At 69.4% G+C, this 23,211-nt stretch carries 25 protein-coding genes; 12 read left to right on the plus strand and 13 right to left on the minus strand.

The window, feature by feature from the left end; all coding sequences use genetic code 11:
• Positions 1 to 371: 371 nt before the first annotated feature.
• The 3 genes from DEJ29_RS06160 to DEJ29_RS06170 all read left to right on the plus strand — a co-directional run bounded on the left by DEJ29_RS06160 (position 372) and on the right by DEJ29_RS06170 (position 2,215).
• On the plus strand, positions 372 to 884 hold the full coding sequence (locus tag DEJ29_RS06160; RefSeq protein ID WP_111094662.1) for a GvpU-like protein: 513 nt from the start codon (positions 372 to 374) through the stop codon (positions 882 to 884).
• Between the two features lie 438 nt (positions 885 to 1,322).
• A complete protein-coding gene (locus tag DEJ29_RS06165; protein WP_111094715.1) occupies positions 1,323 to 1,901 on the plus strand; it encodes an NADPH-dependent FMN reductase in 579 nt (192 codons plus the stop codon).
• Between the two features lie 107 nt (positions 1,902 to 2,008).
• On the plus strand, positions 2,009 to 2,215 hold the full coding sequence (locus DEJ29_RS06170; RefSeq protein WP_111094660.1) for a hypothetical protein: 207 nt from the start codon (positions 2,009 to 2,011) through the stop codon (positions 2,213 to 2,215).
• 495 nt (positions 2,216 to 2,710) lie between these two features.
• Here DEJ29_RS06170 and DEJ29_RS06175 read toward each other — a convergent pair whose 3' ends face one another.
• Together DEJ29_RS06175 and DEJ29_RS06180 are read right to left on the minus strand one after the other, a co-directional pair.
• The gene (locus DEJ29_RS06175) at positions 2,711 to 3,085 is read right to left on the minus strand and encodes a hypothetical protein (protein WP_146248311.1); all 375 of its coding nucleotides are present in this window, start codon (positions 3,083 to 3,085) and stop codon (positions 2,711 to 2,713) included.
• A gap of 49 nt (positions 3,086 to 3,134) precedes the next feature.
• Positions 3,135 to 3,440, minus strand: coding sequence for a hypothetical protein (locus DEJ29_RS06180; RefSeq protein ID WP_111094658.1), 306 nt, complete (start codon positions 3,438 to 3,440; stop codon positions 3,135 to 3,137).
• A gap of 82 nt (positions 3,441 to 3,522) precedes the next feature.
• On the opposite strand from DEJ29_RS06180, the gene DEJ29_RS06185 reads away from it, so the two are divergent.
• Entirely contained in the window at positions 3,523 to 3,906 is a 384-nt protein-coding gene (locus tag DEJ29_RS06185) for a hypothetical protein (protein WP_111094657.1), read from the plus strand.
• Positions 3,907 to 3,976: 70 nt separating this feature from the next.
• Here the strand turns inward: DEJ29_RS06185 and DEJ29_RS06190 are convergent, their stop codons facing one another.
• Genes DEJ29_RS06190 through DEJ29_RS06200 form a run of 3 tightly spaced genes read right to left on the minus strand, consistent with a single transcriptional unit; the run spans position 3,977 to position 6,821 of the window.
• Complete coding sequence (locus DEJ29_RS06190; RefSeq protein ID WP_111094656.1) at positions 3,977 to 4,639, minus strand: ABC transporter ATP-binding protein; 663 nt, start codon at positions 4,637 to 4,639, stop codon at positions 3,977 to 3,979.
• Positions 4,636 to 5,928 carry a hypothetical protein gene (locus DEJ29_RS06195; protein ID WP_111094655.1) on the minus strand — a complete coding sequence of 431 codons (1,293 nt, stop codon included), beginning with the start codon at positions 5,926 to 5,928 and terminating at the stop codon, positions 4,636 to 4,638. The genes DEJ29_RS06190 and DEJ29_RS06195 overlap by 4 nt, the downstream gene beginning before the upstream one ends.
• Positions 5,916 to 6,821: a hypothetical protein gene (locus tag DEJ29_RS06200; RefSeq protein ID WP_111094654.1), complete on the minus strand. Its 906-nt coding sequence runs from the start codon at positions 6,819 to 6,821 to the stop codon at positions 5,916 to 5,918. Before DEJ29_RS06200 ends, DEJ29_RS06195 begins: the two co-directional genes overlap by 13 nt.
• Positions 6,822 to 6,983: 162 nt before the next feature.
• Between DEJ29_RS06200 and DEJ29_RS06205 the strand changes: the two genes are divergently transcribed.
• Entirely contained in the window at positions 6,984 to 7,823 is an 840-nt protein-coding gene (locus tag DEJ29_RS06205) for a helix-turn-helix domain-containing protein (protein WP_111094653.1), read from the plus strand.
• Positions 7,824 to 8,080: 257 nt separating this feature from the next.
• On the opposite strand, the gene DEJ29_RS06210 is transcribed toward DEJ29_RS06205, so the two are convergent.
• Both DEJ29_RS06210 and DEJ29_RS06215 read right to left on the minus strand, forming a co-directional pair.
• Positions 8,081 to 11,938 carry a TIM-barrel domain-containing protein gene (locus tag DEJ29_RS06210; protein WP_220037324.1) on the minus strand — a complete coding sequence of 1,286 codons (3,858 nt, stop codon included), beginning with the start codon at positions 11,936 to 11,938 and terminating at the stop codon, positions 8,081 to 8,083.
• 336 nt (positions 11,939 to 12,274) lie between these two features.
• Complete coding sequence (locus DEJ29_RS06215) at positions 12,275 to 12,709, minus strand: winged helix-turn-helix transcriptional regulator (RefSeq protein ID WP_308201655.1); 435 nt, start codon at positions 12,707 to 12,709, stop codon at positions 12,275 to 12,277.
• 124 nt (positions 12,710 to 12,833) lie between these two features.
• On the opposite strand from DEJ29_RS06215, the gene DEJ29_RS06220 reads away from it, so the two are divergent.
• Positions 12,834 to 13,487 (plus strand): FMN-dependent NADH-azoreductase, encoded by a 654-nt coding sequence (locus DEJ29_RS06220; protein WP_111094652.1) that lies wholly within the window; start codon positions 12,834 to 12,836, stop codon positions 13,485 to 13,487.
• A gap of 9 nt (positions 13,488 to 13,496) precedes the next feature.
• Here the strand turns inward: DEJ29_RS06220 and DEJ29_RS06225 are convergent, their stop codons facing one another.
• The gene (locus DEJ29_RS06225) at positions 13,497 to 14,207 is read right to left on the minus strand and encodes an SDR family oxidoreductase (RefSeq protein ID WP_111094651.1); all 711 of its coding nucleotides are present in this window, start codon (positions 14,205 to 14,207) and stop codon (positions 13,497 to 13,499) included.
• A 55-nt stretch (positions 14,208 to 14,262) separates the two neighbouring features.
• On the opposite strand from DEJ29_RS06225, the gene DEJ29_RS06230 reads away from it, so the two are divergent.
• A complete protein-coding gene (locus DEJ29_RS06230; protein ID WP_111094650.1) occupies positions 14,263 to 14,658 on the plus strand; it encodes a MerR family transcriptional regulator in 396 nt (131 codons plus the stop codon).
• Between the two features lie 10 nt (positions 14,659 to 14,668).
• On the opposite strand, the gene DEJ29_RS06235 is transcribed toward DEJ29_RS06230, so the two are convergent.
• Positions 14,669 to 15,046: a VOC family protein gene (locus DEJ29_RS06235; RefSeq protein ID WP_111094649.1), complete on the minus strand. Its 378-nt coding sequence runs from the start codon at positions 15,044 to 15,046 to the stop codon at positions 14,669 to 14,671.
• A 131-nt stretch (positions 15,047 to 15,177) separates the two neighbouring features.
• On the minus strand, positions 15,178 to 15,873 hold the full coding sequence (locus DEJ29_RS06240; protein ID WP_111094713.1) for a helix-turn-helix transcriptional regulator: 696 nt from the start codon (positions 15,871 to 15,873) through the stop codon (positions 15,178 to 15,180).
• A 99-nt stretch (positions 15,874 to 15,972) separates the two neighbouring features.
• Here DEJ29_RS06240 and DEJ29_RS06245 point away from each other — a divergent pair, with 99 nt between their 5' ends.
• A complete protein-coding gene (locus DEJ29_RS06245; RefSeq protein WP_111094648.1) occupies positions 15,973 to 16,536 on the plus strand; it encodes a hypothetical protein in 564 nt (187 codons plus the stop codon).
• A 239-nt stretch (positions 16,537 to 16,775) separates the two neighbouring features.
• Entirely contained in the window at positions 16,776 to 17,846 is a 1,071-nt protein-coding gene (locus tag DEJ29_RS06250; protein WP_111094647.1) for a magnesium and cobalt transport protein CorA, read from the plus strand.
• Between the two features lie 61 nt (positions 17,847 to 17,907).
• Here DEJ29_RS06250 and DEJ29_RS06255 read toward each other — a convergent pair whose 3' ends face one another.
• The 3 genes from DEJ29_RS06255 to DEJ29_RS06265 are packed head-to-tail and all read right to left on the minus strand — an operon-like array spanning position 17,908 to position 20,179.
• On the minus strand, positions 17,908 to 18,687 hold the full coding sequence (locus tag DEJ29_RS06255; protein ID WP_111094646.1) for a hypothetical protein: 780 nt from the start codon (positions 18,685 to 18,687) through the stop codon (positions 17,908 to 17,910).
• A 25-nt stretch (positions 18,688 to 18,712) separates the two neighbouring features.
• The gene (locus DEJ29_RS06260) at positions 18,713 to 19,252 is read right to left on the minus strand and encodes an RNA polymerase sigma factor (RefSeq protein WP_083389453.1); all 540 of its coding nucleotides are present in this window, start codon (positions 19,250 to 19,252) and stop codon (positions 18,713 to 18,715) included.
• 42 nt (positions 19,253 to 19,294) lie between these two features.
• Positions 19,295 to 20,179, minus strand: coding sequence for a helix-turn-helix transcriptional regulator (locus DEJ29_RS06265; RefSeq protein ID WP_111094645.1), 885 nt, complete (start codon positions 20,177 to 20,179; stop codon positions 19,295 to 19,297).
• A 116-nt stretch (positions 20,180 to 20,295) separates the two neighbouring features.
• On the opposite strand from DEJ29_RS06265, the gene DEJ29_RS06270 reads away from it, so the two are divergent.
• The 3 genes from DEJ29_RS06270 (at position 20,296) to DEJ29_RS06280 (ending at position 23,197) form a co-directional block, all read left to right on the plus strand.
• Complete coding sequence (locus DEJ29_RS06270; RefSeq protein WP_111094644.1) at positions 20,296 to 20,988, plus strand: SDR family NAD(P)-dependent oxidoreductase; 693 nt, start codon at positions 20,296 to 20,298, stop codon at positions 20,986 to 20,988.
• A gap of 185 nt (positions 20,989 to 21,173) precedes the next feature.
• Positions 21,174 to 21,986, plus strand: a complete 813-nt coding sequence (locus DEJ29_RS06275; RefSeq protein ID WP_111094712.1) for an HAD-IIB family hydrolase — start codon at positions 21,174 to 21,176, stop codon at positions 21,984 to 21,986.
• On the plus strand, positions 21,983 to 23,197 hold the full coding sequence (locus DEJ29_RS06280) for a glycosyltransferase family protein (protein WP_027464806.1): 1,215 nt from the start codon (positions 21,983 to 21,985) through the stop codon (positions 23,195 to 23,197). The genes DEJ29_RS06275 and DEJ29_RS06280 overlap by 4 nt, the downstream gene beginning before the upstream one ends.
• Positions 23,198 to 23,211: the final 14 nt, after the last annotated feature.

The raw sequence follows: 23,211 nt of genomic DNA on the forward strand, positions 1-23,211 counted from the left end.
ACGACCGCGTCGCCTCAAGGATCTGGAGGTTCTTAAGACAGCCCACCGAAACGTGTCTGACACGACGACAGAAGCCCACCGAGGATCTCGGTGGGCTTCTTCGTTCCTGTGCCTGTCGTGGGGCCGTTCGCATAGGGCTGCCTCATCGCGACGTTCAGCGGACCGCCTATGTGCGACACGAGTCTTCTCGCGGATCGTCCGGTTCGAGCCCGAGTCCGAGTTGGACACCGAGGTCCGTGGGAGGACCGTCTATCGGACACCGTCCGCGATCACTGCCTCGAGGAGCGACGTCAACGAACGCATTGGGTGAGAGTCGTCTATCCGACGCCCCTCATCGTGACTGTCGTTCGGGGCATCCCGATAGGAGCAACATGACTGACGACACCGCAACCAGCCCCGCTGACGAGCCCGTGGAGAAGTGGGATCCCAAGACTGACCCGGACGGGTACACATGGGAAGACGTCGAACCCAAGGACTGGTACCTCGACACCTTCCTCAGCCTCGTCACTGGTGCCGCCGAGGACCGCATGGATTCGTTTGTGTCCCTGACCGTCATCTCGAACGGAGTCGTCGTGTCCGGCCGCGCAATCAGCCGCCAAGCCTGGGTCACCGGGATCATCGATCAGTTCAAGCAATCCGGCGTTGAGAACAGCGCCCTCGCAGAGACGTTCGCGGAACTCCACGACGGCGATTCAGCGGAAGTGAAGCACCGTCTCGATGCGGAACTGCCGGTCCTCGCTCGCCAGTTCCTCCACATGAAGGACGTCCGAATCGGCACAGGTCCCAACGCTGCCACGGTGCTGGTGCCGTTCTGGCGCGGTGCTTTGAGCGACGTCACGGGGTGGGCTCCCGGATCTTGGAACGCGACGTCTGGTTCCGAGTAGGTCACCAACGATTTACAGCGGGCCTCCGGGATGGTGGCCCGTGAGTGCGCCGATCATCAGCCCGGCACCCACCACGATCACGGCGACAACAGCCACGACGTCGAGCAGAGGATCGACCGCTTCGAGGGCCGTGCGGACAGCTCGGAACGGGTGCCGGGCCCGCTGACTGGTTCGTCCGGTTTCGTGTCTCATAGGACCATCGGCTATCGAGACGCGCTTCGGGTCTCGTGCAGCTCAATCAAGCGGGCGACAAGATTGAGCGCCGCGTTGAAGAGCGTTGCGAGCGTCACAACGATGTCGTGAGCTCGAAAGATGCTGAACCCCCTCACGAAGGGGCTGAGCTGCTTCTGCTCGAGGAGGCCCCACCGTCGTACGTCGTGCCACCGGCCGCGCAGATCGTGCCAGTTCGGGCTGCGACTCACTCGGTACCGTGACCTGATGGTCTCCTTGCGTCTGCCCGTCATTTCATGCAGCCTCGACCCCGTCAGCTCCAGCCGCCGGCTCGCCGAGCAATCGGCAGCCCTCCTCACAGCGTTTGGACACCGGTCCGATGTCGTTGATCTCGCAACGGTCGCGTTGCCGGCTTTCGACAATGACCGGGTGTTCGACAGTGATGCCTTCGGCGCGCTTCACAATCTCATTCGTGAGGCTGATGGGGTGGTGCTGGCGTTCCCGGTCTACAACTGGGCTCCGTCGTCCACCGTCAAATCGCTGATCGAGGCCACAGGCGCGACCGGCGGCAGACGTCGCGCGGCTTGGTTCGACAAGGTCGTTACCTTCGTGTGCGCTGCTGGGCTGCCGCACAGTTACATGGCGACCGGCACCCTCGCGGAGTCCCTGATGTTGGACTTCAAGTGCGTGGTGAACCCATACACGGCGTACTTCTCGGAGCGGGACTGGGAAGCAGACGCGCTCAGTGAGGAGCGGGCAGCCCGCCTGAGCAAGACCATGACGGTGCACGCTGAGCTCGCGAGTCTGCTCCGGGGCAGAACCTACCGGTCGGACTGGGAGGTGTGAGCCAGACAAGCCCGTGTCCGGTAGTCGATCGGCTATCGAGAAACGCCGGGGGCGGTCCGTCAGGACGTCGGCGGCGAAGACGCGACCGCTTCGGCAAAGTCGAAAGCATGCGTTCTCTCGCCATCACGCTGTTCATCGTCGGCGCACTGCCGTTCGCGAGCGGCATCGTCTACTACCTCGTCGACTACCGCCGGACAGGCAAGCTCTACCGGAAAAAGCTTCCCTGGTTCCCGATCATAATCAGCGGCTGGGTGCTTGCCGCTGTCGGAGTGCTACTCGGAGTGTGCACCACACACGGGCAAGGGTTCGAATGAGCACGGAGCCAACCGCCCCGCATTCAGCCGGCTGGAGCCAGGCCAATGACGTCACCTGCGTCGTCCTCGTGTGAAGGCGAGGACACCGCCTACCGCCACGAGTGCCAGGACGATGACGATCCAAATGGGAAACGGCATGCCCCCGCCAGGGTTCATCACTGCTAGGTAGTGAGAGGTTGGGGTGAACAAGACGCTCCGATCGATCGCAATCCGCCGAGCTAATCCCTCGACGAGTCGTCTTTTCAGACTAGTTCTTCCGCTCGCGTGCTGCCCGTAGCGGACCGCTCAGCGCGCGGCCCTTCGCGCGTCCTCCTCGTGGACAGCGTCAGAAGTACATGTGTCGCGCGCGACTCCAGACTTGGCTTGCCGAAGGGCGTCTGCGACCTCGGGGGCGGAACCCTCGAACTTCGTCGCCCACGCTTCGACGGGCGAGCCGGGCTACTCAGGGAGCCAATAGGCGATGGCTTGTATTGCGCGCGCGGAGGCGTGACAGCCCTACAGCGGGGTCGCGATCTTGAGGATGGCGATCGACAGTCCCGTTAGCGCAGCCACCGCTCCGAGTGCAGCGAGCGGGAACAACATGCCGTGACGGCCATTTCCGTGCCGGCGGAGGCCGAGGAAAGCGCCGACACCCACCGCGGCAATGCCTCCGAAGAACGAAAGGCTTATGCTGCTGAACCAGGGTGCGTCCGAGCACCCGGTGTGTGGAGGTGTTGAGCAGAGCCCGTAGGCGTACAGGTTCCCGTTGAACACGTAGCCGGCGGAGATGATCACGGCGACGATCCCGACCATGACGAGAGCCCGGATGATGACCAGGTCGCCGCGAGCAGCATGCCCTCCTTGAGGTGGACTTGTGGTGCGTGTCTTCACTGACGAGCACCTCGATCGTTTCTTCTCCACCGGCGAGCTCTGCACCTGATCACGAGAGCGGCTGTCGCCGGATCCACACGGTCACCCCGAGGTGAGCGATGCCGGTCGCAGCGAGACAGACCATGGCCCACCCGACGACGCTGTGCCCGGTGGCGAGCAAGAAGATCCCGAAGGCGAGGACGAGGGCGACCAGGAGCGCACCGCAGAGGAGCAGCAGCAGGCTGGTCACGGGGCTGGCGTTCAAGGTGAGCTGCGCGTCACGCACCCAGGCCGGGGTCCGCACACGATGCACGAGGATCGCGACCGTACCCACCAGGACTGCGATGCTCGCTGCGAGCAGACCTGCTTCAGCCATGGCGAGATGGTACCGGCGAAGGTGCATTCTTCGGCTGCTCCGCGCCCTCGAACGCCCCGGCTGACGCTGACAGGATGAGTTCGTGCAGATCGAACAAGTGGACGAGCGGCACTACGGCGCCGAAGGCGAGCGCGACACGTTCGTCGTGCACTTCTTCCATGGCCCGAGCGGCGAGGTGGTCGCGCCCGACTGGGACGCCACGAGCATCTCGGTCAGTGTGATCCGCGTCACCGACGCGACGTACCGTGCGGCGTTTGCGGAGGCCCGACGGATCGCTGCAGGCGAGATGTCGCCGACACTGTTCTCGGTGTCCCTCGAGACCGCGGAGCCGAACGGCCCGGGAATCCTGCGACTGTTCGGGACCGACCTCAACATGGAGGGACTCGAGCTCGAGCCCGATGCGCACGCGGCGAAACGGGAGATGTACGCCGAGTTCTTCAGCCGCGACCGTACCGCGCACGCGTGATCGAGGATCTGGAGCGCAACCGCTGACGGACTGGAGGCCCGGTGCCAGCTGGCACGGAGCCTCCAGTCCATCACGTGCCGCGCGCGAGGAGCTGCCCGTGGTGGAGGTGGAGTTGCCGTCCGCATCGCTGTGCAACCCGCTCACTGTGGGTGACGATCACGAACTTGGTTCCCGCTTGCTGTAGCCGGTCGAAGAGGGCGAGCACGTCGTCTTCGGTCGTCTCGTCCAGTGCGCCGGTGGGCTCATCGGCGAGGACGACGGTAGGGCGCTTCGCTATGGCTCGAGCGATCGCGACGCGCTGCGCTTCTCCTCCTGACAGTCGTCGTGGGCGCTTGCCAGCGAGGTGGCTGATGCCGACCGCCTCGAGAGCCTCATGTGCTCGGTCGGCGGAGTCAGCGCGAGCAGGAACGCCGAGCCGGACGTTGTCGAGCACGCTGCGGTCGCCGAGGAGGCTGTGGTCTTGGGTGACGATGCCGATGTGTCGGAGTCGGTGCGCCGCCATCCTGCGTGCGGTGCGCTCGAGCACGTGCCCGTCGTGCTCGTAGGTCCCGCCGAAGTCGGTGTCGAGGCCGGCGAGGATCCGGAGCAGCGTGCTCTTGCCGGATCCGCTGCGCCCGGTGATCGCCACTGAGCGATCGTCTTCGCGGAGGTCGAAGTCGAGTCGGTCGAACAGTGCTCGGGTCGAGACGTCGGGCTCGGTGATGGTCTTCGAGACGTCGCGCAGCACGATCATCGTGGGGTACCTCTTCGGCGTTGGGTGGTCAGTTCGATGCGAACGGCTCGTCGACCGAGTACGCCGTCCACCACGCACCAGAGGAGCAGGGCGGTGCCGGCTCCGAGTCGTGCCATCGCACTGTCGTTGGGGAGCAGCGCGCTGGACGCGAGGAACAGCCCGAGCGCGGCGGTGTACTCGGTCAGGCGGCTGGCGCGGAACAGTCGGTTCGTGGCATCCGGGCTCCTCCCGAGGAGATGGTGCACCCGTGCCACTGGCGCTCGACGGTGATGCAGGAGCCGGTTGAGGAACGCCGTGATGATGCCCACGCCCGCGGTGAGGACGACGAGCAGCGCGCTGACGAGCACCAGGTTGTCCTGGATGAGCTGGCGGACGAGGGAGAGCTGCACGAGGTAGGTCGGAACTCCGAGCAACGTGTACGACCGGAAGCCGGTGTCGTCTCCGAGTGCGTCGAGTCGCGCGACAACGCCTCCGAAATCGAGGCTGTGATCGACGGCGAGGTCGGAGTTCAGCACCTGGAACACCAGGCGTCCGAACAGCTCGGGATCCAGCCGGTCGAGTGCTGCTCGGTCGAGTCCGGCGATTGTCGGTGGGTAGGGCACGATGACGGTGTCATCGAGGTAGTGGTTCGCTTCACCGCGGAAGTACATGGCGCTGTTCGGTTCGAGGAATCCGACGACCTCGAGCTCCTGCTCCTGCAGGATGACCGCTCCGGTGAATCGCTCCCCGAGCTCGTACACGCCGCGGTACTCGTTGCCGAGCAGCACCGGGATCCGGCCGGATCCCCAGTCGACGCCGTCCCACTCGATCGGCTTGCCGTCCTGCACGGAGAGCCCCGCGAACTCGTACGCGGTCTCGTTGAGCTGGATGGACTTGATGTCCTGGACGCTCCGTCCGGACTCGTCCTGGTACTTCCCGTTGAGCGTGTACTCGGTCCCGTAACCGACGTCGAAGCGGTCGTCGCCGCGGAAGTCCTGGACGGTGACGGGTTGGTCGTACGAGGAGATGAAGTCGAATCCGGGCTCATCGTCGATACGGTCGACGAACGAGGCGACTCCGTCGACCGCGTGCTGGTCTCGCCGGATCGCTTCGAAAGCACCCGGGTCGAGATCGTCGATCACGGTGTAGAGGTCGACGTCGGCATCAGCGGACAGGCCCTGGGCCACTGCCTGCGAGGTGGACTGGGTGAACGACGCCACGTTGTACCAGCAGAGTGCGAGCAGCACGAGCAAGACGATCTTGGCGACGATGATCGTCCAGTTGGATCGAAGATCGTTCAGCAGTTCCATCGTCGGGTTCCCTGCCAGAGCGAAGTGACGGACACGGCAAGCACGACGGTTCCGACCGCGACGACTGCGGTGGTGACGTCGAGGTCGAGGATGGTGGTCTGCCTCACGACTGCCGCGCCCGCGAGCGCGGTCGTACTGGCGGCGATGCTGATCACGCCGACTCGGATGGCGGCGCTGCGAAGGGTGGTCAACGGTCGGATCCCCGTGGTGAAGCGTACGGCGGCAGCGCGGAGTTCCCATCGTCCAGCTTGCAGCCCGGCGACCACGGCGATGAGCACGACGACGAGGGAACCGAGCGCGACCAGGACCGGCGACGCGGCGTCGACGTTCGTCCTGCGGTTCGTGCCGTCGTCGATGATCTCGACGCTTCGGCCGGGGAACTGTGCGCTGTAGTGGTGGGCGCTGCTCGGGCCGTCGAGGAGCAGTCGCTGTGGTGACGCCGAGAACTGCGCCGGATCGGCGAGGACCACGTCATCGGACAGCAGGCTGTCGGCCCGCACACCGAGACGCCCCACCACCTCGTACGTCGTGCCACCGACGGTGATGTCCTCGCCGCGGACGGCAACGTCAGCGCCGGCGAGGGCTTCGCCGGGGCGCCCGGTCAGTGCGTGCCCGTCGTGCAATGGGACGTCTGTCCACTGTCCGGACAGGACCACGACGGCGCGGACGTCACCGTCCAGACCCACGAACACCTTCGTCCCCGGTTCGAACGCGCTCCGCGCACGCTCGAGATCGTCGAGCGTCGCGGTCACCCACGCGCTCTGGCCCGTACGGAGGTCATTGCCTTCCGCGGCGATGACACGTCGGCGAGCGTCGAACACCCCGATCAAGACCGTCAACAGCATGGCCAACAGGAGCAGGCCCGCGATTGCCGTGATCTGTTGCTTCGTCACGGCTTCTCCTCACTGACCGGTGTACGACCGTCAACATGTCAGACCGAGAGCTCTTTGTCGAGGAAGCGCGTCGTCAGTGGCGACCGAGCTGCGAGCGTGCGACGGAGCGGTGTCCGTCTAGGATCGGCGCATGGTCGGATCTGACGGCGAGCACGGGTCCCCTTGACGGCCAACGCCTCGCTGCTCGGCAGCTACCTCCGGGCGCGACGCGCGGCGCTCAGTCCGTCCGACGTCGGTCTTCCGGCGGACGACCGGCGCCGCGTCCAGGGCCTCCGGCGGGCCGAGGTCGCGCAGCTCGCCGGCATCAGCACGGAGTACTACGTGCGGCTGGAGCAGGGCCGGGAGCACGTGCCCTCGGCCCAGGTGATCGCGGCCCTGGCGCGCGCCCTGCGACTGGACGCCGACGGCGCGGCGTACCTCAGAAGCGTGGCGGAACCTGCTCCGGCACCGGCTGCCACGGTGCGCGGCCGGCAGCCGAGCGGCGACGAACTCCGACGGCTCGTGCGCCGTTGGGACGGCACCCCGGTCTTCGTCGCCGATCGGAACCTCGACATCGTCGCGTCGAACGCACTGTGCGAAGCGATCGGCGGCGGTGTCCTGAGCCGTGGGCAGAACCGGATCGAGTACGTGTTCTCCGAGGCCTGCCGCGCGAAGTACCCGGTCGAGGAATGGCGTGCACGGGCCGCGCAGATCGTCGCTGTCTTCCGGCTCAGCGCCGACCCCGGCGACGAGCGGATGCGCGAGGTGCTCAGAGGGCTGATGACGCGCTCCGACGAGTTCGCGGACCTCTGGGAACGGCACGACGTGGCGATCCTGACCAACGGCACGTTCGTCCAGGACGTGCCGCCGTTCGGGCGGCTCGACTTCGAGTGGGAGCTCCTCGTCGTCCCGGGGACGGACGGACTGACGATCACGCCACTGTTCCCCTCCTCGCCCGAGAGTGTTGCAGCGGTCGCGTTCCTCCAGGCACAGACGCAGGTGGCTCCTCCGTCGCCATCGTGACGTCGATCAGCGGCAGAACGGACGCGGCGCACGCGAGCGAGCGGGCGATGCCCGCGGTCGCCGCTGCCGCCGCATCGCGGTCCGGTGATCGGGGATCTGCAGCGCGACCACGGACGGACGGGAGGCCCGGTGCCAGCTGGCACCGTCCCTCCAGGCACGGCCGTCACCCCGCTGGCGCGGTGCGCCGGTACCGGCTGGTGGGGCCCACCTCCCGTCCGTCCGTCATCCGCCCGTGACGGGTGACCGCTCAGGCGGTCTCAGGCACGCGCGCGCCGTCGTCGGCTCCGCAGCGTCCACACCAGTCCACCGGCCGCGAGCAGTGCCGCCGCCAGCAGCCCGAGGGGGAGCAGGTTCGCGCCCGTCCAGGCCAGTGCGCCGCCCGGGTCGCTACCCGCATCCGCGCCGCCGTTGCCCGGCGCTGCCGCGCCCGGTGCACCGGATCCGATGCCACCCGGCGTCGGAGCGCCGCTGCCCGGCGTGCCCGCACCCGGCGACGTGGTCGGCGCCGGAGCAGCCGCAGCCACCACGGTGAAGGCGGCCCGAGCCAGGGCCGCACCGCCGACCGATGCGGTGACGGTCACCCGACCGGACGCCGTGTTCGGCACCCGCAGGTCGGTCGAGAACGTACCAGTCGCGTCGGTGTGCGCGGTGGCACCACCGATGCGTGGCGCGGTCGCCAGCGCCACGTCGGTGTCCGCCGGGAACCCGGTGCCGGTCACGGTCTGCGTGTCGCCCGCGTCCACCCGAGGCGACTCGACCCGCAGGACCGGGGTCGCCGCCGCCTTGCTGCTGAAGGCGACGACCGTTCGCTTCGTCACGGACCGTTCGCCGACCGGCACGCTGATGGTGCGGGTGTCGGCGTCGTACGTCCAGGCGGTGTCCGCGATCACCCGGCCGTCAATGGTGACGGTGCGGGGGCGGTCCGCGTTCGTGAACGTCGCCGTCCACGAGCGGTCCTGCACCTGGCCGGCGAAGGAACCGTCGGCGGGGGCGATGGCGAGCGAGCCGCCGGTCGCCTGCTGCGTGTAGCGGACGGCGGTGGAGGCGCTGCCCGCCGTGGCCTTCGCGGACGCTTTGGCCGTGGTCATCGCGCTCGACTTCGCAGCGCCGTTCGCAGCGCTGTCCGCGGCGCTGTCCTCGCCGGCGTCTTCGTGCAGGTCGAACGAACCGTTCGCGCCGGTCGCCACCGTCAGGGTGACGGCGTCGAGCGGTGCGGCGTCGTTCTTGACCTGCTCCGTCCGGGTGGGGACGATGCCACCGCTCTTCACGAACACCGGCATGCTGTTCAGGTCGGTCGTCACGTCGGTGGTGGTGCCTCCGGCGTACGTCTTGCCGGTGAACCAGTCCGTCCACGAGCTGCCGGCCGGGAACCAGACGGAGCGGGTTGCCGTGCCGGAGTCGTCGTTCGCGGTGGTGACCGGGGCGACGAGCACGTCCGGCCCGTACAGGTACTCCGAGCCGGCCTGGGCGTACGACTCCTGCGCCTCGGGGTACTGCAGGTAGAGCGGCTGCAGGATCGGGGTGCCCGTCTCGGTTGCCTGGGCCGCGAGCGTGTAGGTCAGGGGGACCAGGGCCTCGCGGAGGTTCAGGAACTGCTTGGCCGAGGCCTCGGCGGCGGCCGGGTACTGCCACGGCAGCCGGTCGCTGTGGTTGCTGTGCAGGCGGTCGATCGGCTGGAAGGTCCCGAGCTGCACCCAGCGGGCGTAGAGGTCCTCGGGCAGCTGGGTCGTGCCTTCCTCGGCGCCCTCGATGCCGTACTGCCCGCCGTTGTGGCCACCGATGTCGTGACTGACCGAGGCCAGGCCGGTCGCAGCGGACTCACCCGGGGTGTACCCGACCTCGGCGAGCAGCATGTCCCACGACGACGTGGTGTCGCCGGTGAAGTGCACGGTCGTGCGTTTGTCCGCCCACGGTCCGGTCGGGACCGCCTGCGGGTTGCCGTAGCCACCGGCGGTCAGCGAGCCGTACGCCCGCGAGAACGCGAGCCCCCGGCCGCCGAGCGCCTGGTCGGTGTACTTCGCGTACTGCTGGTTGATGAACGCGTCGGGGGTGACGCCGTTCGCGGAGTACTTCGAGTTCTCGCTGCAGCACCAGTCGAGCCACCACATGTCGACGCCCTTCGGCTGCAGCGAGGTGTGCAGGTCGAAGTAGGCCTTCAGCTGGTCGGGGTCGGACCAGTCGAACAGGTACCGGTCGCCGTCGCCCTTGGTGAGCTTGCCCTTCGCGGTGGCCTGCGCCTTCGCGAACTGCGGGTCCTGGCTCGAGATCGACGGGTGGATGTTGAGGGTGTTGTGGATGCCCTCGGCGTGCCAGTCGGCGAGCAGGCCAGTCATGTCCGGGATCCGGGACGGGTCGACCGACCAGCCGTTCCACTTGCTGTCGCCCTGGTTGGTGGGGCTGCCGATCTTGTAGTCGGTGTCGATCGCCATGACGTCGACGGGGACGTCCTCGTCGTCGAACTGCTTCGCGATGGCCAGGTAGTCGGCCTGTGAGCGGTCGTAGTACTCGGAGTACCAGACGCCGTACGCCCAGCGGGGGAGCAGCTTCGTCGGACCGGTCAGGACGGCGAGCTCCTGCAGGGCATGGCGGTAGTCCGAGCCGTACGCGAAGACGTAGCCGTCCTGGTAGCGCTCGCCGCCGTGGTCGCCCGCGGGGGTGATGGTGTCGGTCGCCTGGTCGTACAGCGCCGAGGCGCTGTCGTCGAGGAGCGACCAGCCGTCCTGGTAGAGCAGGCCCGGGTTCGTCTTCACGGACCCGTTGGCGGTGTCGAGGTCGCGTCGGTACCCGCCGAGCGGTGCATGTGCGGCGAGGACCGGCGACGCGGTGTCGACCACGGCGACGGTGTCGAAGTTCACGTTGCAGTTGTTCGCCACGGTCGGGCACCCGATCACGACGTCGTTCGTGCCGGCGGCCAGCTGCACCGGCACAGTGGCGGTGTTCCAGTAGTCCCAGCCGCTCGTCTTCGGGAGCGGTGCAGTGGTCGACTGCTGACCGGTCGGGGCCGCGGTGAGCGTCGGCGCCCCGGCGGAGCCGTTGGCGTAACGGACCTGCAGGGCGTAGTCGCCCGCGGCCGGCACCCCGGTGACGTGGGTCGTCAGCTGCGCCCCGGCACGCTCGAACCCGGCGACGAAGCCGTCCCCGGCGAAGCCGTTGTGGTTCGTGGCGGTCGTCGCCGGAGCGGTGCGTGCCGAGTCCTCGGCCTGGCACACGGTGCCGAACGCGCAGTCCTCGCCGGTGACCGTGGTGGACGGTGCCGGGTAGGCGGCGCCGGTGCCGACCAGGGCCAGGCTGTCGACGTTCACCCGGCCGGAGTCGTCCGCGGTGCGTTCGATGCGCACGCGGTGCTCGCCCGCCGTCAGGTCGAGGGTCGTGGCGGCGGTGGTCTTCCAGTCGTCCCAGTTCGCGCCGGGAGCGAGCCGGATCGTCTTCGCGGCACCGCCGTCGACGGTCACGCTGAGGGTGCGGGTGGCGACCTGGCCGTCGCCGCCCTGCGAGTTCGCGTAGCGCAGGGCGAGGTCGTACAGGCCGGCACGTTCTGTCGTGGTCGTGAAGGTCATCGCGTTGCCGACGGACTCGAAGCCCGCGGCGAACCCGGCTCCGGTGAAGCCCGCGTGGTCCGTCGCGAGGGACAGGCCGGTGAGTCCGAGCGTCTCGGCCTCGCAGAGCGACCCGATCGTGCACGAGGGGGTCGGCGTCGACACCCACGGCGTGCCAGTGACCCGCTGCCCGGACGCCGTGGTCACGGTGGTCCGCAGGGTGTCCTGCGTGAAGGCCCCCGAGCCCTCCTTGTACCGGACGGTCATCGCGCCCGTGTCGAGGGTCAGCCAGCCGTCCCGCTCGGTCTTCGTGAACGTCGTCGGTGCGAAGTCGTCGCGGCCGATGACGTTGAAGGTGCTGCCGTCGGTGAACTGCGAGTCACCCGCGTACTCGGTGCGGATCAGGGTGGGGGAGAGCACCTCGAACCGGGCCTGGCCCGAGACGACGGTGCGGTCAGCGGCCGGGTCCGCGGCGGCCGGGATCGCGGCGATCCCGAGCATGCCGAGGGCGGTCGCAGCGACGATGCCCGACGACAGCGCACGGCGCAGCCCTCGGGATCGGAAGGAGATGGGGCGCAAGTGGGTGCTCCTCGTGGACGTCGTCGTCCATCGGGCCGTGCAACGGCCGTGACCTGCGGGCCGTCCCTGCGGCGGCCCGTTTACAACGCTGTAAACCATACGACCCGGAGGGCTCCCGAGGAAGGGGCAGCTGGGCGTCGGCTCGTTTCGCGGCTTCCGCCGCGATCGTGAGCGGCGTGGTCGCGTCGTCCGTGGCCCTGGACTCGAGACGCTGACGGACTGGAGGCACGGTGCCAGCTGGCACCGTGCCTCCAGTCCGGCCGTCACCCCGCTGGCGCGGTGCGCCGGTACCGGCTGGTGGGGTCGTTCGGCTGTCGCGCGCGAGCGTCGCCGTCGTCATCGATCTCGGGCGTCCCCGTCACCGTCGAAGACCTGCCGGTTGCCGGCGATCACCTGCTGGTGTTCCCGCACCCAGTCGGCGAGGGCGAGGGCCACGTACTGCAGCGACCGTCCGAGGTCGGTGAGCTCGTACTCGACGCGCGGCGGCACCTCGGCATGGACCGTCCGCGAGACGAGCCCGTCGCGCTCGAGTGCACGCAGCGTCACGGTCAGCATCCGGCGTGAGATGCCGGGGATGACCTCGGAGAGCTCGGTGAACCGCCGCCGCTCGTCACCGAGCACCCCGATCACCAACAACGTCCACTTGTCGCCCATCCGGGACAGCAGCGACCGGAAGAGTTCCGGGTCCTCGCTCGTGCACAGCTCGGCCATCGTGGGCATCGACTGGTGGAGCCGGGCCTGCAACTGGTCCAGCGCGGTCTGGTCCGTCATGGGGTCTCCCGTGGTTACTGCCGGGTAACAGGGGATCGTTTGCGGTAACGGGAACCCGGCGGGCAGGGTTACTCATCGTAACCGAAGCCCGGGTCGTCGACTCGGGAACGATCGAAGGAGTGTCATGACCCTGTTCCGCTTGGACGCCAGCATCCGCACCGAGGGCTCCACCAGTCGAGCACTCGGCGACATCGTCGAGACCGAGTGGAGTGCCGTGCACGCGGGTGCCGAGGTGGCCCGCCGTCACGTCGGCACCGATCCCGTGCCCGCCGACAGCTGGGCCGACGCCGTCGCCGCATCCGCGACGCCCGAGTCCGAGCGCACGGCGGCCCAGGTCGCCGCGGTCGCCCTGGCCGCCGAGCTGACCGATGAGCTCGCCGGTGCCGACGCCCTGCTGTTCGCCGTGCCGCTCTACAACTTCGGCGTCTCGCAGCACTTCAAGTCCTACGTCGACCTCGTGCTGACCGACCCGCGCATGGCACCCGGCGCCGTGCCCGCGACCGCGGGCAAGCCGGCCGTCCTCGTCACGGTGCAGGGTGGCAACTACTCCGCCGGCACACCCCGGGAGGGCTGGGACCACGCCACGGCCTGGATGCGACGCATCCTCGAGGACGTCTGGCAGCTCGACCTCGACGTGGTGACGCGCGAGTTCACGCTCGTCGGGGTGAACCCCGCCCTCGACCAGTTCACGGAGCTGGCCGACGAGCTGCGGGTCCGCGCCGAAGAGCAGGCGGCCCGGCACGGCCGCACGTTGGCGGCCGTGCCGAAGGCTGCGTGAAGCCGACTCCTACGACGCGAGCATCTGCGCCACCACCGCGTACAGCTCCTCGGGGCGGCCGGCGAGCATCTGCTTGATCAACGCGGTCTGCTCGTCGACGACGACCTCGTAGTCGTCGCGCTCGACCCCGTCCAGGGTCGCGCGCGCCACGTCCGCCGGGTCGGTCTTGGGCATCGAGATCCCCGCGGTCATGTCGGTGTCGGCCACTCCGAGGTGTACGGACATCACCGCGGTCCCTTGGCCGGCCAGCTCGTGCCGCAACGCGTTGCCCATGTTCCACAGGGCGGCCTTCGACACTGCGTAGGCGGAGGCTCCGGGCATGGCGAGCCACGAGGCACCCGAGGCGATGTTCACGATGCTCCCACCGCCGTTCGCCGCCAGGACGGGTGCGAATGCGCGGATCACGGACAGGGTGCCCCAGACGTTCGTGTCCATGTCGGCGTGCGCTGCGTCCAGGTCGCCCAGCAGGGTCGCCGTGGTCGCGATCCCGGCGTTGTTGATCAGGAGATCGACGTCGGTCGCGACCGCGGCGGCCGCTGCGACGGACGCGGGGGAGGTGATGTCGAGGGCGAGACGCTCGACGCCCTCGAGGTCGATCAGTTCCGGGCGTCGGGCCGTGGCGTAGACCTTCGCCCCGCGGGCGATCAGCTGCGCGGCGAGGTGGCGTCCGATACCGCGGTTCGTGCCGGTGACGAGGGCAGTGGCTCCAGAGAGGTTCATGCCCGCTACGGTAGAACCTGACGTCAACGTGAGAATCAAGCCGAGGGACAGAACGATGCGGATCGGTGAACTCGCAGAACGGGCCGGCGTCAGCGTCCGGTCACTGCGGTACTACGAGGAGCAGGGGCTCCTCGAGTCGGAGCGGACCACGGGCGGACACCGGGAGTACCGCGAGCCCGATGTCGCGCGGGTGCGCTTCATGCAGATGCTCTACGCGGCGGGCATGCCGAGTCGTCGGATCGTCGAACTCCTGCCCTTCCTCGACACCGGGGTCGCGACGCGGACGATGCTCGACCACTTCGACGAGGAGAGCGATCGCATCCGACGCCAGATCGAGTCCCTCGGTGCCACCCATGACCGCCTCGCGCGGCTCCGCGACATCGCGGCGGAGTCCGTTGCTGGGCGACCACCGGAGGAGTGCCGCTCGTCCGCGAACGCCGCCGCCGCCTGAGCCGCTCCGCCTAGTTGGCGGCGTCGGGCCTGCTGAACAGGTTGACGACGTTGCCGTCCGGGTCGCGGACCAGTGCGGAGCGGTTGCCCCACGGCATCGTGGTCGGCTCCAGGACGACGTCGTCGCTGCCGAGCTGCAGTCCGGCGAAGTCGCCGTCGACGTCGGCGACCTCGAACTCGATGAACACGGAACGGTTCGTCGCGGGCGTCAGCGCGCCGCTGAGCATGGCGACCGTGGCGGTGCTGGCGATCGCGAGGGTCCCACCCGGGCCGGTGAACTGCGCGAAGACCGGTGCGGGGCGCTCGGCCGGCTGGCCGGTGATCCGCTCGTAGAAGGCGACCATGCCCTCGAGGTCGTCGGTGATGATGCGGACGGATGCGAACGACATGGGGTTCCTCACGGTGGTGCTGCTGACTCGGAGCGACCAGCTTCACCGGCCGCCGCGACACCGTCCTGTCGGTGTTTCCGGAAACCGACCGCGTTTCCGGAAACCGACCGCGTTTCCGGGGACCGACCGCGCTAGTCGTCGAGGACCGGCCGGAGCCGTCCGTACTGGATCGCGAGGTCCTCGGATCGCAGGACGCGCTGCGCCGGCCGCTCGTCGGTGACCTCGACCGACAACATCCGGTCGCCGCGGAACGCCCGCACCCCGTCGCGGGTCCGGCACCAGGCGATCAGGTACCACTGACCGTCCTTCCCGATCGACCGCAGCGGTTCGACGTCGCGGACGGACTCCGCTCCGCCGGCATCCCGGTACCGGAGCCGCACGACTCGATCCGCACGCAGGGCAGCCGCGAACTCGGCCGGGGCGACCGTGTCCTCGTCGTCCTCCAGGAAGTGCACCCGGGACGCCAGTGCGCTGGCTCGTGCGGCGTCGCCGGCGGGCATGACCGCGAGCGTCTTCCTGGCCGCGGTCTGCGCCGCGTGCCGGAACGGACTGCGCCCCAGCGAGCCGAGCCCGATCAGCACCGCGAGGGCCTCGTCCGGCGTGAAGCCCGCCGGGCTGAGCGTCGCGGACGCGTCGATGACGTACCCGCCGGTCCGGCCGGGCTCCGCCCAGATGGGCAGACCCGACTGCTGCAGCGCGGAGATGTCCCGTTCGATGGTCCGGACCGACACCTCGAACCGCTCCGCGAGACGACGCGCGCTCCGCGGCTGCGGGGCGACGGCGCGCAACTCCTCCACGATGCCGTAGAGCCGGTCGGTGCGATTCACCACGCCATCTTCGCTGTCGTCCCGACGTTCCGTCAGATCCACGCCGTCTCGTCTGCCACGTGCTCGTGGGTCTCGCGTCCGTCGGCCTAGGCTGCGGGGGTGTCCGCAGCCCTGACCGTCGAACTCCTCCGGAGGTTCGGCGTCGCTCTCGAGCCCGGGTTGTCCGAACGGGAACTGGCGCGGGCCGAGCGTCGGTACGGCGTCCGGTTCGGCGCGGACCACCGAGCCCTGCTCTCCCTCGCGCTGCCGAGCGGGGACGGCTGGTTCGACTGGCGCGCGCGGAACGACGAGCGACTGCGGCGAGCGATCCGGTGGCCGGTCGAGGGTGCCCTGTTCGACGTCCGTCACGACGCCTTCTGGCCCGGGTCGTGGGGCGAGCGACCCGGCGACGAGTCGCAGCGTCTCGAGGTGGCTGAGCGGCACCTGCGGCAGTGGCCGCAGCTGGTGCCGTTGTACTCGCACCGCTACCTGCCTGCCGCGCCGCTCGGCAGCGGGGCGCCGGTCTTCTCGGTGCACCAGACGGACGTGATCATCTACGGCGATGATCTCGTCGACTACGTCAAGCGGGAGTTCCGGCCGGATCGTACCGAGCGGGAGACCAGCGTCGGGATGCACGACCTGGAGCCGTGGACGCTGCTCGCCTTCGGCGAGGACGTGCCCTGAACGCAACGAGCGGATCGGACTGCCGGCGGTCCTGAACGCGACGGCTGACGGACTGGAGGCACGGTGCCAGCTGACACCGTGCCTCCAGTCCGTCCCGGGGTCGCGCCCAGGGCGTGTCAGGACTCCGACAGGAATCCGGCGCGAAGCGTGAGGGCTCCGTCAGGGAAGCGCGCCCGCCGTCGGCGGTCCGGCATGATCGGCAGGTTGCCCGCATGCACCACGGAACCAGGAGGACACCGGTGGCCCTCATCGACAACGGCATCTACGTCAACGGAACCCGAACGGAGTCGCCGCAGGACCTCAGCTTGACCGACGAGGCGCTCGACGCCGCGGGAAGCGGCGCGATGGCCTGGATCGGGCTGTTCCGACCGACCGCCGCCGAGCTGGCCTCGGTCGCGGACGAGTTCGGGCTGCACCCGCTCGCGGTCGAGGACGCGCACAAGGGGCACCAGCGCGCGAAGCTCGAGCGCTACGGCGACACCCTGTTCGTGGTGCTGCGACCCGCCTGGTACGACGAGGACGAGGAGACCGTCGAGTTCGGTGAGGTGCACCTGTTCACCGGGCGCGACTTCGTCGTGACCGTCCGGCATGCGGAGCAGCCGAACCTCGCCGACGTGCGGAAGCGACTCGAAGCCGATCCGGACGCCCTCGGGCGCGGGTCCGAGGCGGTGCTCTGCGCGGTCCTCGACGAGGTCATCGACAGCTACGCCCCGGTCGTCGCCGGGCTGCAGGACGACATCGACGACATCGAGGACGACCTGTTCGACGGTGAGGTCGACCCGGCGTCCTCGCGGCGGATCTACCAGCTGCTCAGCGAGGTCATCGGGTTCCAGCGCGCCATCGGCCCGCTGCCCGGGATGCTCAACGCGTTGCTGCGCGGTGCTGAGAAGTACGGCACGGACACCGAGGTGCAGAACCAGCTGCGGAACGTGCTCGACCACGCGATCCGCGTGACCGAGCGGGTCGACACGTTCCGGACGCTGCTCGAGAACGCCCTCACGTTGCACTCGACCCTGGTGACGCAGGAGCAGAACGACGCGATGCGCCGGATGACCAGCGCGAGCCTGGCACAGGGGGAGGAGAGCCGGCGGCTGGCGCGGGCGTCGATGGAGCAGGGCGAAGAGGTGAAGAAGATCTCGTCGTGGGCGGCGATCCTGTTCGCGCCCACGTTGGTGGCGTCGATCTACGGCATGAACTTCGAGCACATGCCCGAGCTGCGGTGGGTGTGGGGGTACCCGGCGGCGATCGTCGCGATGGTGCTGTTGGCGGTCGTGCTGTGGGCGGTGTTCAAGCGGCGGCACTGGCTCTGAGCGTGCGTGATGACGGACTGGAGGCGCGGTGCCAGGTGGCGCCGTGCCTCCAGTCCGCCGGTCAGTCCGTCCAGGTCTGCTGGACGAGCGCTTTCAGGAGGCCGTCGGTCGGGACGTTCGACTGCGTGATCGAGATCCAGGTGTCGCCGCGCACGAAGAACGTGTGCGTCGTCTCCACCCGGTCCGAGTAGTACATCGCCGTCTCGGTCTGCTGGCACGAACGTCCAGCGAGCGTGTCGGTGCAGGTCCAGCCCTTGCCTGCGAGCGACTGGAGCCGGGCCTGGAGGACGCCTCGGTCGACGGTGCCCATCTCGAGGAAGAGGTTGTCGACGTCCTCGGTGCTGCCGCTCGGCGACCAGTGGCAGACCAGCGTGGCGTCCGCGGTGAACGGTTCCTCCGGGTGGACGTAGTAGTCGGTCTTCCCACCGGGAACCGCGGGTCGGAGCTGGTCGAGCACCAGCGAACCGAACAAGCGCGGAGCATCGGCGGCCGGCACGGCATCGGTGCACGCCCCGGGGATCGTCGCCGTGGTGTCGGCCGGCGCGGGGGTCGGCGTGATGCGGGCCGCGGACGGGGACGGTGACCCGGTCGGTGCCGGTGTCGGCGGTGCAGAGGACGGCGTGGGTGCGGGTGCTGCGGCGAAGGGCGTCGGAACGAGTCCGAGCGCCACCGAACCGCTCGCGGTGCCGATGCCGAGCACGGCGATCAACGCCACGATGAGGCCGACGCGACGGTGTGTGGAAGCCGGGCGTGGCTTGTCGTGCATGCCCCGGACGACCTGCTGCCGCATGCCGGCGAGCATCCGCTGCATCTCGTCACCTCCGGGCGGCTCGTTGCTCATCGGGGACCCGTGGTCGGTTCGTCGTTCATCGTTCATCGTTCGTCACCGCCTTCTTGATCCGTGCACGGGACCGCCACACGCGCTGTGTGACGGCGCCGACGCTCATGCCGAGCAGGTCGGCGGCCTCGGCGTAGGAGCGGCCCTCGATGAGGCAGAGCTCGCACACCTGGCGATCGAGTGGTGCAAGCGCGTCGATCTCGGCGCGGACCCACCGCAGTCGCTCGCGGGCGTCGTCGTCCGGCTCGGGCGCGGCGAGCTCGTCGGGCAGGTCGACACCCTCGTGCCGCCGCTGCTGTCGCCGCAGGTTCGCGGCGTGGTTCCGGCACACGACGAGCAGCCACGGCAGGAGCGACTCCCCGGGGACCTCCACGGTGTCGGCCTTCTGCCAGAGGGTCAGGAACGCGTCCTGCACGATCTCCTCGACGTCCATGCGCCGCGTGACCAGTGCCCACGTGTAGCGGGTCATGGTCTCGGCGTGACGGTCGAACAACGCGGTGACCGCACTGCGGTCGCCGCGCGCTGCTGCCGCCACGAGCGCGCTGTCCGGCTCGGCTGATCGGTTCATGTCCACCCCCTTCACTCCGCAGTGTGCACGGAGGGGACATCCTCACAGATCGGTCGCCACCGGGCGTGTCGCGACCGGGGCCGCCGCTGCGCGGATGGCGCGCACCCGCAGGAAGTCGAGCTTGTCGGCGTCGGGGCCGCTCTCGGGCGTGGAGTAGACGACGAGCTTGATGTCGGAGTCGGGAACGGTGACGACGTCGCAGTCCAGGACCACGTCACCGACGATCGGGTTGTGGACCGTCTTCACGAGCGACTGGTGCGCCGTGGCTCGTCCTTCGTCCCAGTACCCGGCGAAGCGTTCGCTCTCGGTCCGGAGCCGGACGATGAACGCGCGGAACGCCGGGTCGCCGCCGAGGCTTCCGGCGGTGCGCCGGAGGTCGGCGACGAGCGCCCGCTCGAACGGTTCCGGTCCACCGTGCGCCGTAGCGATCTCGGCGACGCTGTTGTCGAGGAACGTCTGCACGATCAGGTTCTGTTCGGGGTCCTTGCGCACCGACGGCGCGTCGAAGAGTGCCTGCCAGAGCGGCGTGGAGTGCAGCAGTGTCCAGTCGGCGGCGAACACGGCGAGCGGCAGGTCACCCATCCGGACGAGCATCCGCTGGACCCCGGGCGGGATGTGGCGGGACACCACACCGGCCCGGGGCGACGCGAGGCCGGCGGCGCGGTGGAACAGGTCCGTCTCGGCGCGGTCGAGCTGGAGCGCACGAGCGAGTGCCTGGACGACCTGGGCCGAGGGGGTGCGGGAGCGGCCCTGCTCGAGCCGCATCACGTAGTCGGCGCTGACACCGGCGAGCTGCGCGAGTTCCTCACGGCGGAGTCCCGCCGTCCTGCGTCGACCGTACGACTCCATCCCGACGTCCTCGGGGGTCAGCCGCCCCCGCCACGATCGGAGGAGATCGCCGAGGGCTTCGACCTGGTCTGCGGACACCCAACCATTCTCCGCGTGTGGACCCGCCGCTGGGTAGGACTGTCCTTCCGTGGCTGGAGATCCGGCAGCGCCGCACGCTGGTCACCTCACCACCACAACGAGCTCGAAGGAACACCATGACTAACACCCTCATCACCGGCGGCAACAAGGGCATCGGCCGGGAGACCGCGCGACGGCTGATCGCCGCCGGGCACACCGTGTGGATCGGCGCCCGCGACACCGATCGCGGTCGGCGAGCCGCTGACGAACTCGGCGCCTCGTTCGTGCAGCTCGACGTCACGGACGACGCTTCCGTCGCCGCGGCCGCCGCGACGATCGGTGACCAGGCAGGGCACCTCGACGTGCTGATCAACAACGCCGGCATCCTCGGGGACGTCACCGCACCCGAGGGCATGACCGTCGACCAGCTGCGCGCGGTCTACGAGACGAACGTCTTCGGCGTCGTCCGTGTGACGAACACGTTCCTACCGGTCCTCCGGCGGTCCGCTGCGCCCTCGGTGATCAACGTGACGAGCGGCCTCGGGTCGTTCACGATGATCCACGACCCCGAACGCGTGGAGTCGCAGTACCCGCTCGCGGCGTACGGGTCGTCGAAGACCGCGGTCACGATGCTGACGATGCAGTACGCGAAGACGACGCCGGACGTCCGCTTCAACGCGGTGGACCCCGGCCAGACCGCGACGGAGTTCACCGGGAACCTCGGGCACAGCGTCGAGGAGGGCGCCGACGCGGCCGTCCGGGTCGCGACCCTCGGCGCGGACACGCCGACCGGCACCGTCACCGATCGCGAGGGCACCCTGCCCTGGTGACGGCGCGGCGGTCCCCACGCCGTGACGGACTGGAGGCGCGGTGCCAGCTGGCACCGCGCCTCCAGTCCGTCCGCTGGTCACGTCGCGCGACCGACGCCGGCTTGTTCACCCAACCGACGCATGCGCGTGGCAGGGTGGTCCGGGGCATCGTCGCCCGCAGCCCAGCCAGCCGCCAGCGGAGCACGATGCCAACACCCGACCTGATGATCGTCACGGACCTCGACGGGACGTTCCTCGACCACCACGACTACTCGTTCGACGCGGCCCTGCCGATGCTGGAACAGCTGCGGGCGGACGACGTCCCCGTGGTGTTCTGCAGCAGCAAGACGCGTGCCGAGATCACGGCGCTGCAGGCACGCACCGGGCTCGACGGACACGCGTTCGTGGCGGAGAACGGCGCGGTCGTCGTCGGGCCGGCGGGCGACGTGCTGGTCGGACCGCGCGACGGCGACCTCGAGCGGCTGCACGCAGAACTCGATCGCGTCCGCCAGTCACTGCAGCTGCGGTTCGAGACCTTCGGCGGCGTGATCGACGCGGTCGTCGCCGCGTGGACCGGACTCGACCTCGATGCGGCCGGACGAGCACAGCAGCGCGAGGCGTCCGAGGTGCTGCTCTGGCACGCCGAGGACGACGACCGGGCGGACGCGTTCCGCGCGGCGCTCGCCGCGGTCGGCCTCGACCTGGTGCGCGGCGGCCGGTTCTGGCACGTGCTGCCGGCCGGCCGCGACAAGGGCGCGGCCGTCCGGACGCTGATCGCCGACCACGAGCGTCGGACGGGCTCGGTCCCGCGCACGGTCGGACTCGGTGACGGCCCGAACGACACCGCGCTGCTCGACGTCGTCGACTTCGCCGTCGTGGTCCGCGGACACGGCCCGGCACCCGGACCACTCGCCGACGACCGCCCCGAGCGCGTCCACCGCACGACCGCCCCCGGCCCGCAGGGCTGGACCGAGGGACTCACCCGGTTCACCACCCCGTCCGTCAGGAGCCACCGATGAGCGACTTCCACCAGAACGGCGTCATCACGACGTTCCACGACCTCGGTCGCCGCAGCACCGCGAGTCTCGAAGAGGACCTGCGGGGCTTCGCCGAGAAGCGCCCGATGAGCCTGATCCTGCCGGCGCTGTACTCCGAGCTCGAGCGTCCGGCACTGTCGCGGATCGTCGACGAGCTGGCCGAGGCGGACTGGCTCAGCGAGATCGTGATCGGGCTCGACCGCGCCGACCGCTCGCAGTTCGAGCACGCCCGCGAGTTCTTCTCGCGGCTGCCGCAGCGGCACCGGATCCTGTGGAACGACGGGCCGCGACTGCGCGAGCTCGACGCCGAACTGGAGCGTGCTGGTCTGGCGCCGGGGGAGCCCGGCAAGGGCCGGAACGTCTGGTACTGCACCGGGTACGCCCTGGCGTCGGAGCGGGCGGACTGCATCGCCCTGCACGACTGCGACATCACCACCTACGAGCGGGGCATGCTCGCGCGGCTGTTCTACCCGGTCGCGAACCCCGCGTTCGACTACGAGTTCTCGAAGGGCTACTACGCCCGCGTCGCCGACGGCCGGATCAACGGCCGCGCCGCACGGCTGCTCGTCGGGCCACTGCTCCGCTCGCTCCGCCAGGTCTACGGGGAGTCCGAGTACCTGGAGTACCTCAGCAGCTTCCGGTACCCGTTGTCCGGTGAGTTCGCGATGCGCGCCCACGTGCTGAACGGCCTGAAGATCCCCGGCGACTGGGGACTCGAGATCGGCATGCTCTCCGAGGTCTACCGCGACTACGCGACCCGGCAGGTGTGCCAGGTGGAGATCGCCGACGCGTACGACCACAAGCACCAGCCCCTCGCCGAGGCCGACGGCACCGGCGGCCTCGCCCGGATGGGCAACGACATCGTGCAGTCGCTGCTCCGGAAGCTCGCGACGATGGGCGTCCCGCTCACCTCCGACTCGTTCCGGGTGCTCAAGGCGACGTACTACCGGAACGCACTCGACATCGTCGAGGTGTACCGGCACGAAGCCGAGATGAGCGGGCTCGCGTTCGACCAGCACGCCGAGGAAGCCGCCGTGGAGCTCTTCACCAAGGCGATCCTCGACGCCGGCGGCGCCTTCACGGCGCGGCCGAACGACAAGCCGTTCATCCCGAGCTGGAGCCGGGTGCGCTCAGCGGTGCCGGACGTGCTCGACCGGCTGCGGGACGCGGTGGAGGCGGACCAGCAGGACTGACCCGGTGCCCAGAG

The sequence above is a fragment of the Curtobacterium sp. MCPF17_021 genome (assembly GCF_003234605.2).
GTDB classification, from domain to species: domain Bacteria; phylum Actinomycetota; class Actinomycetes; order Actinomycetales; family Microbacteriaceae; genus Curtobacterium; species Curtobacterium flaccumfaciens.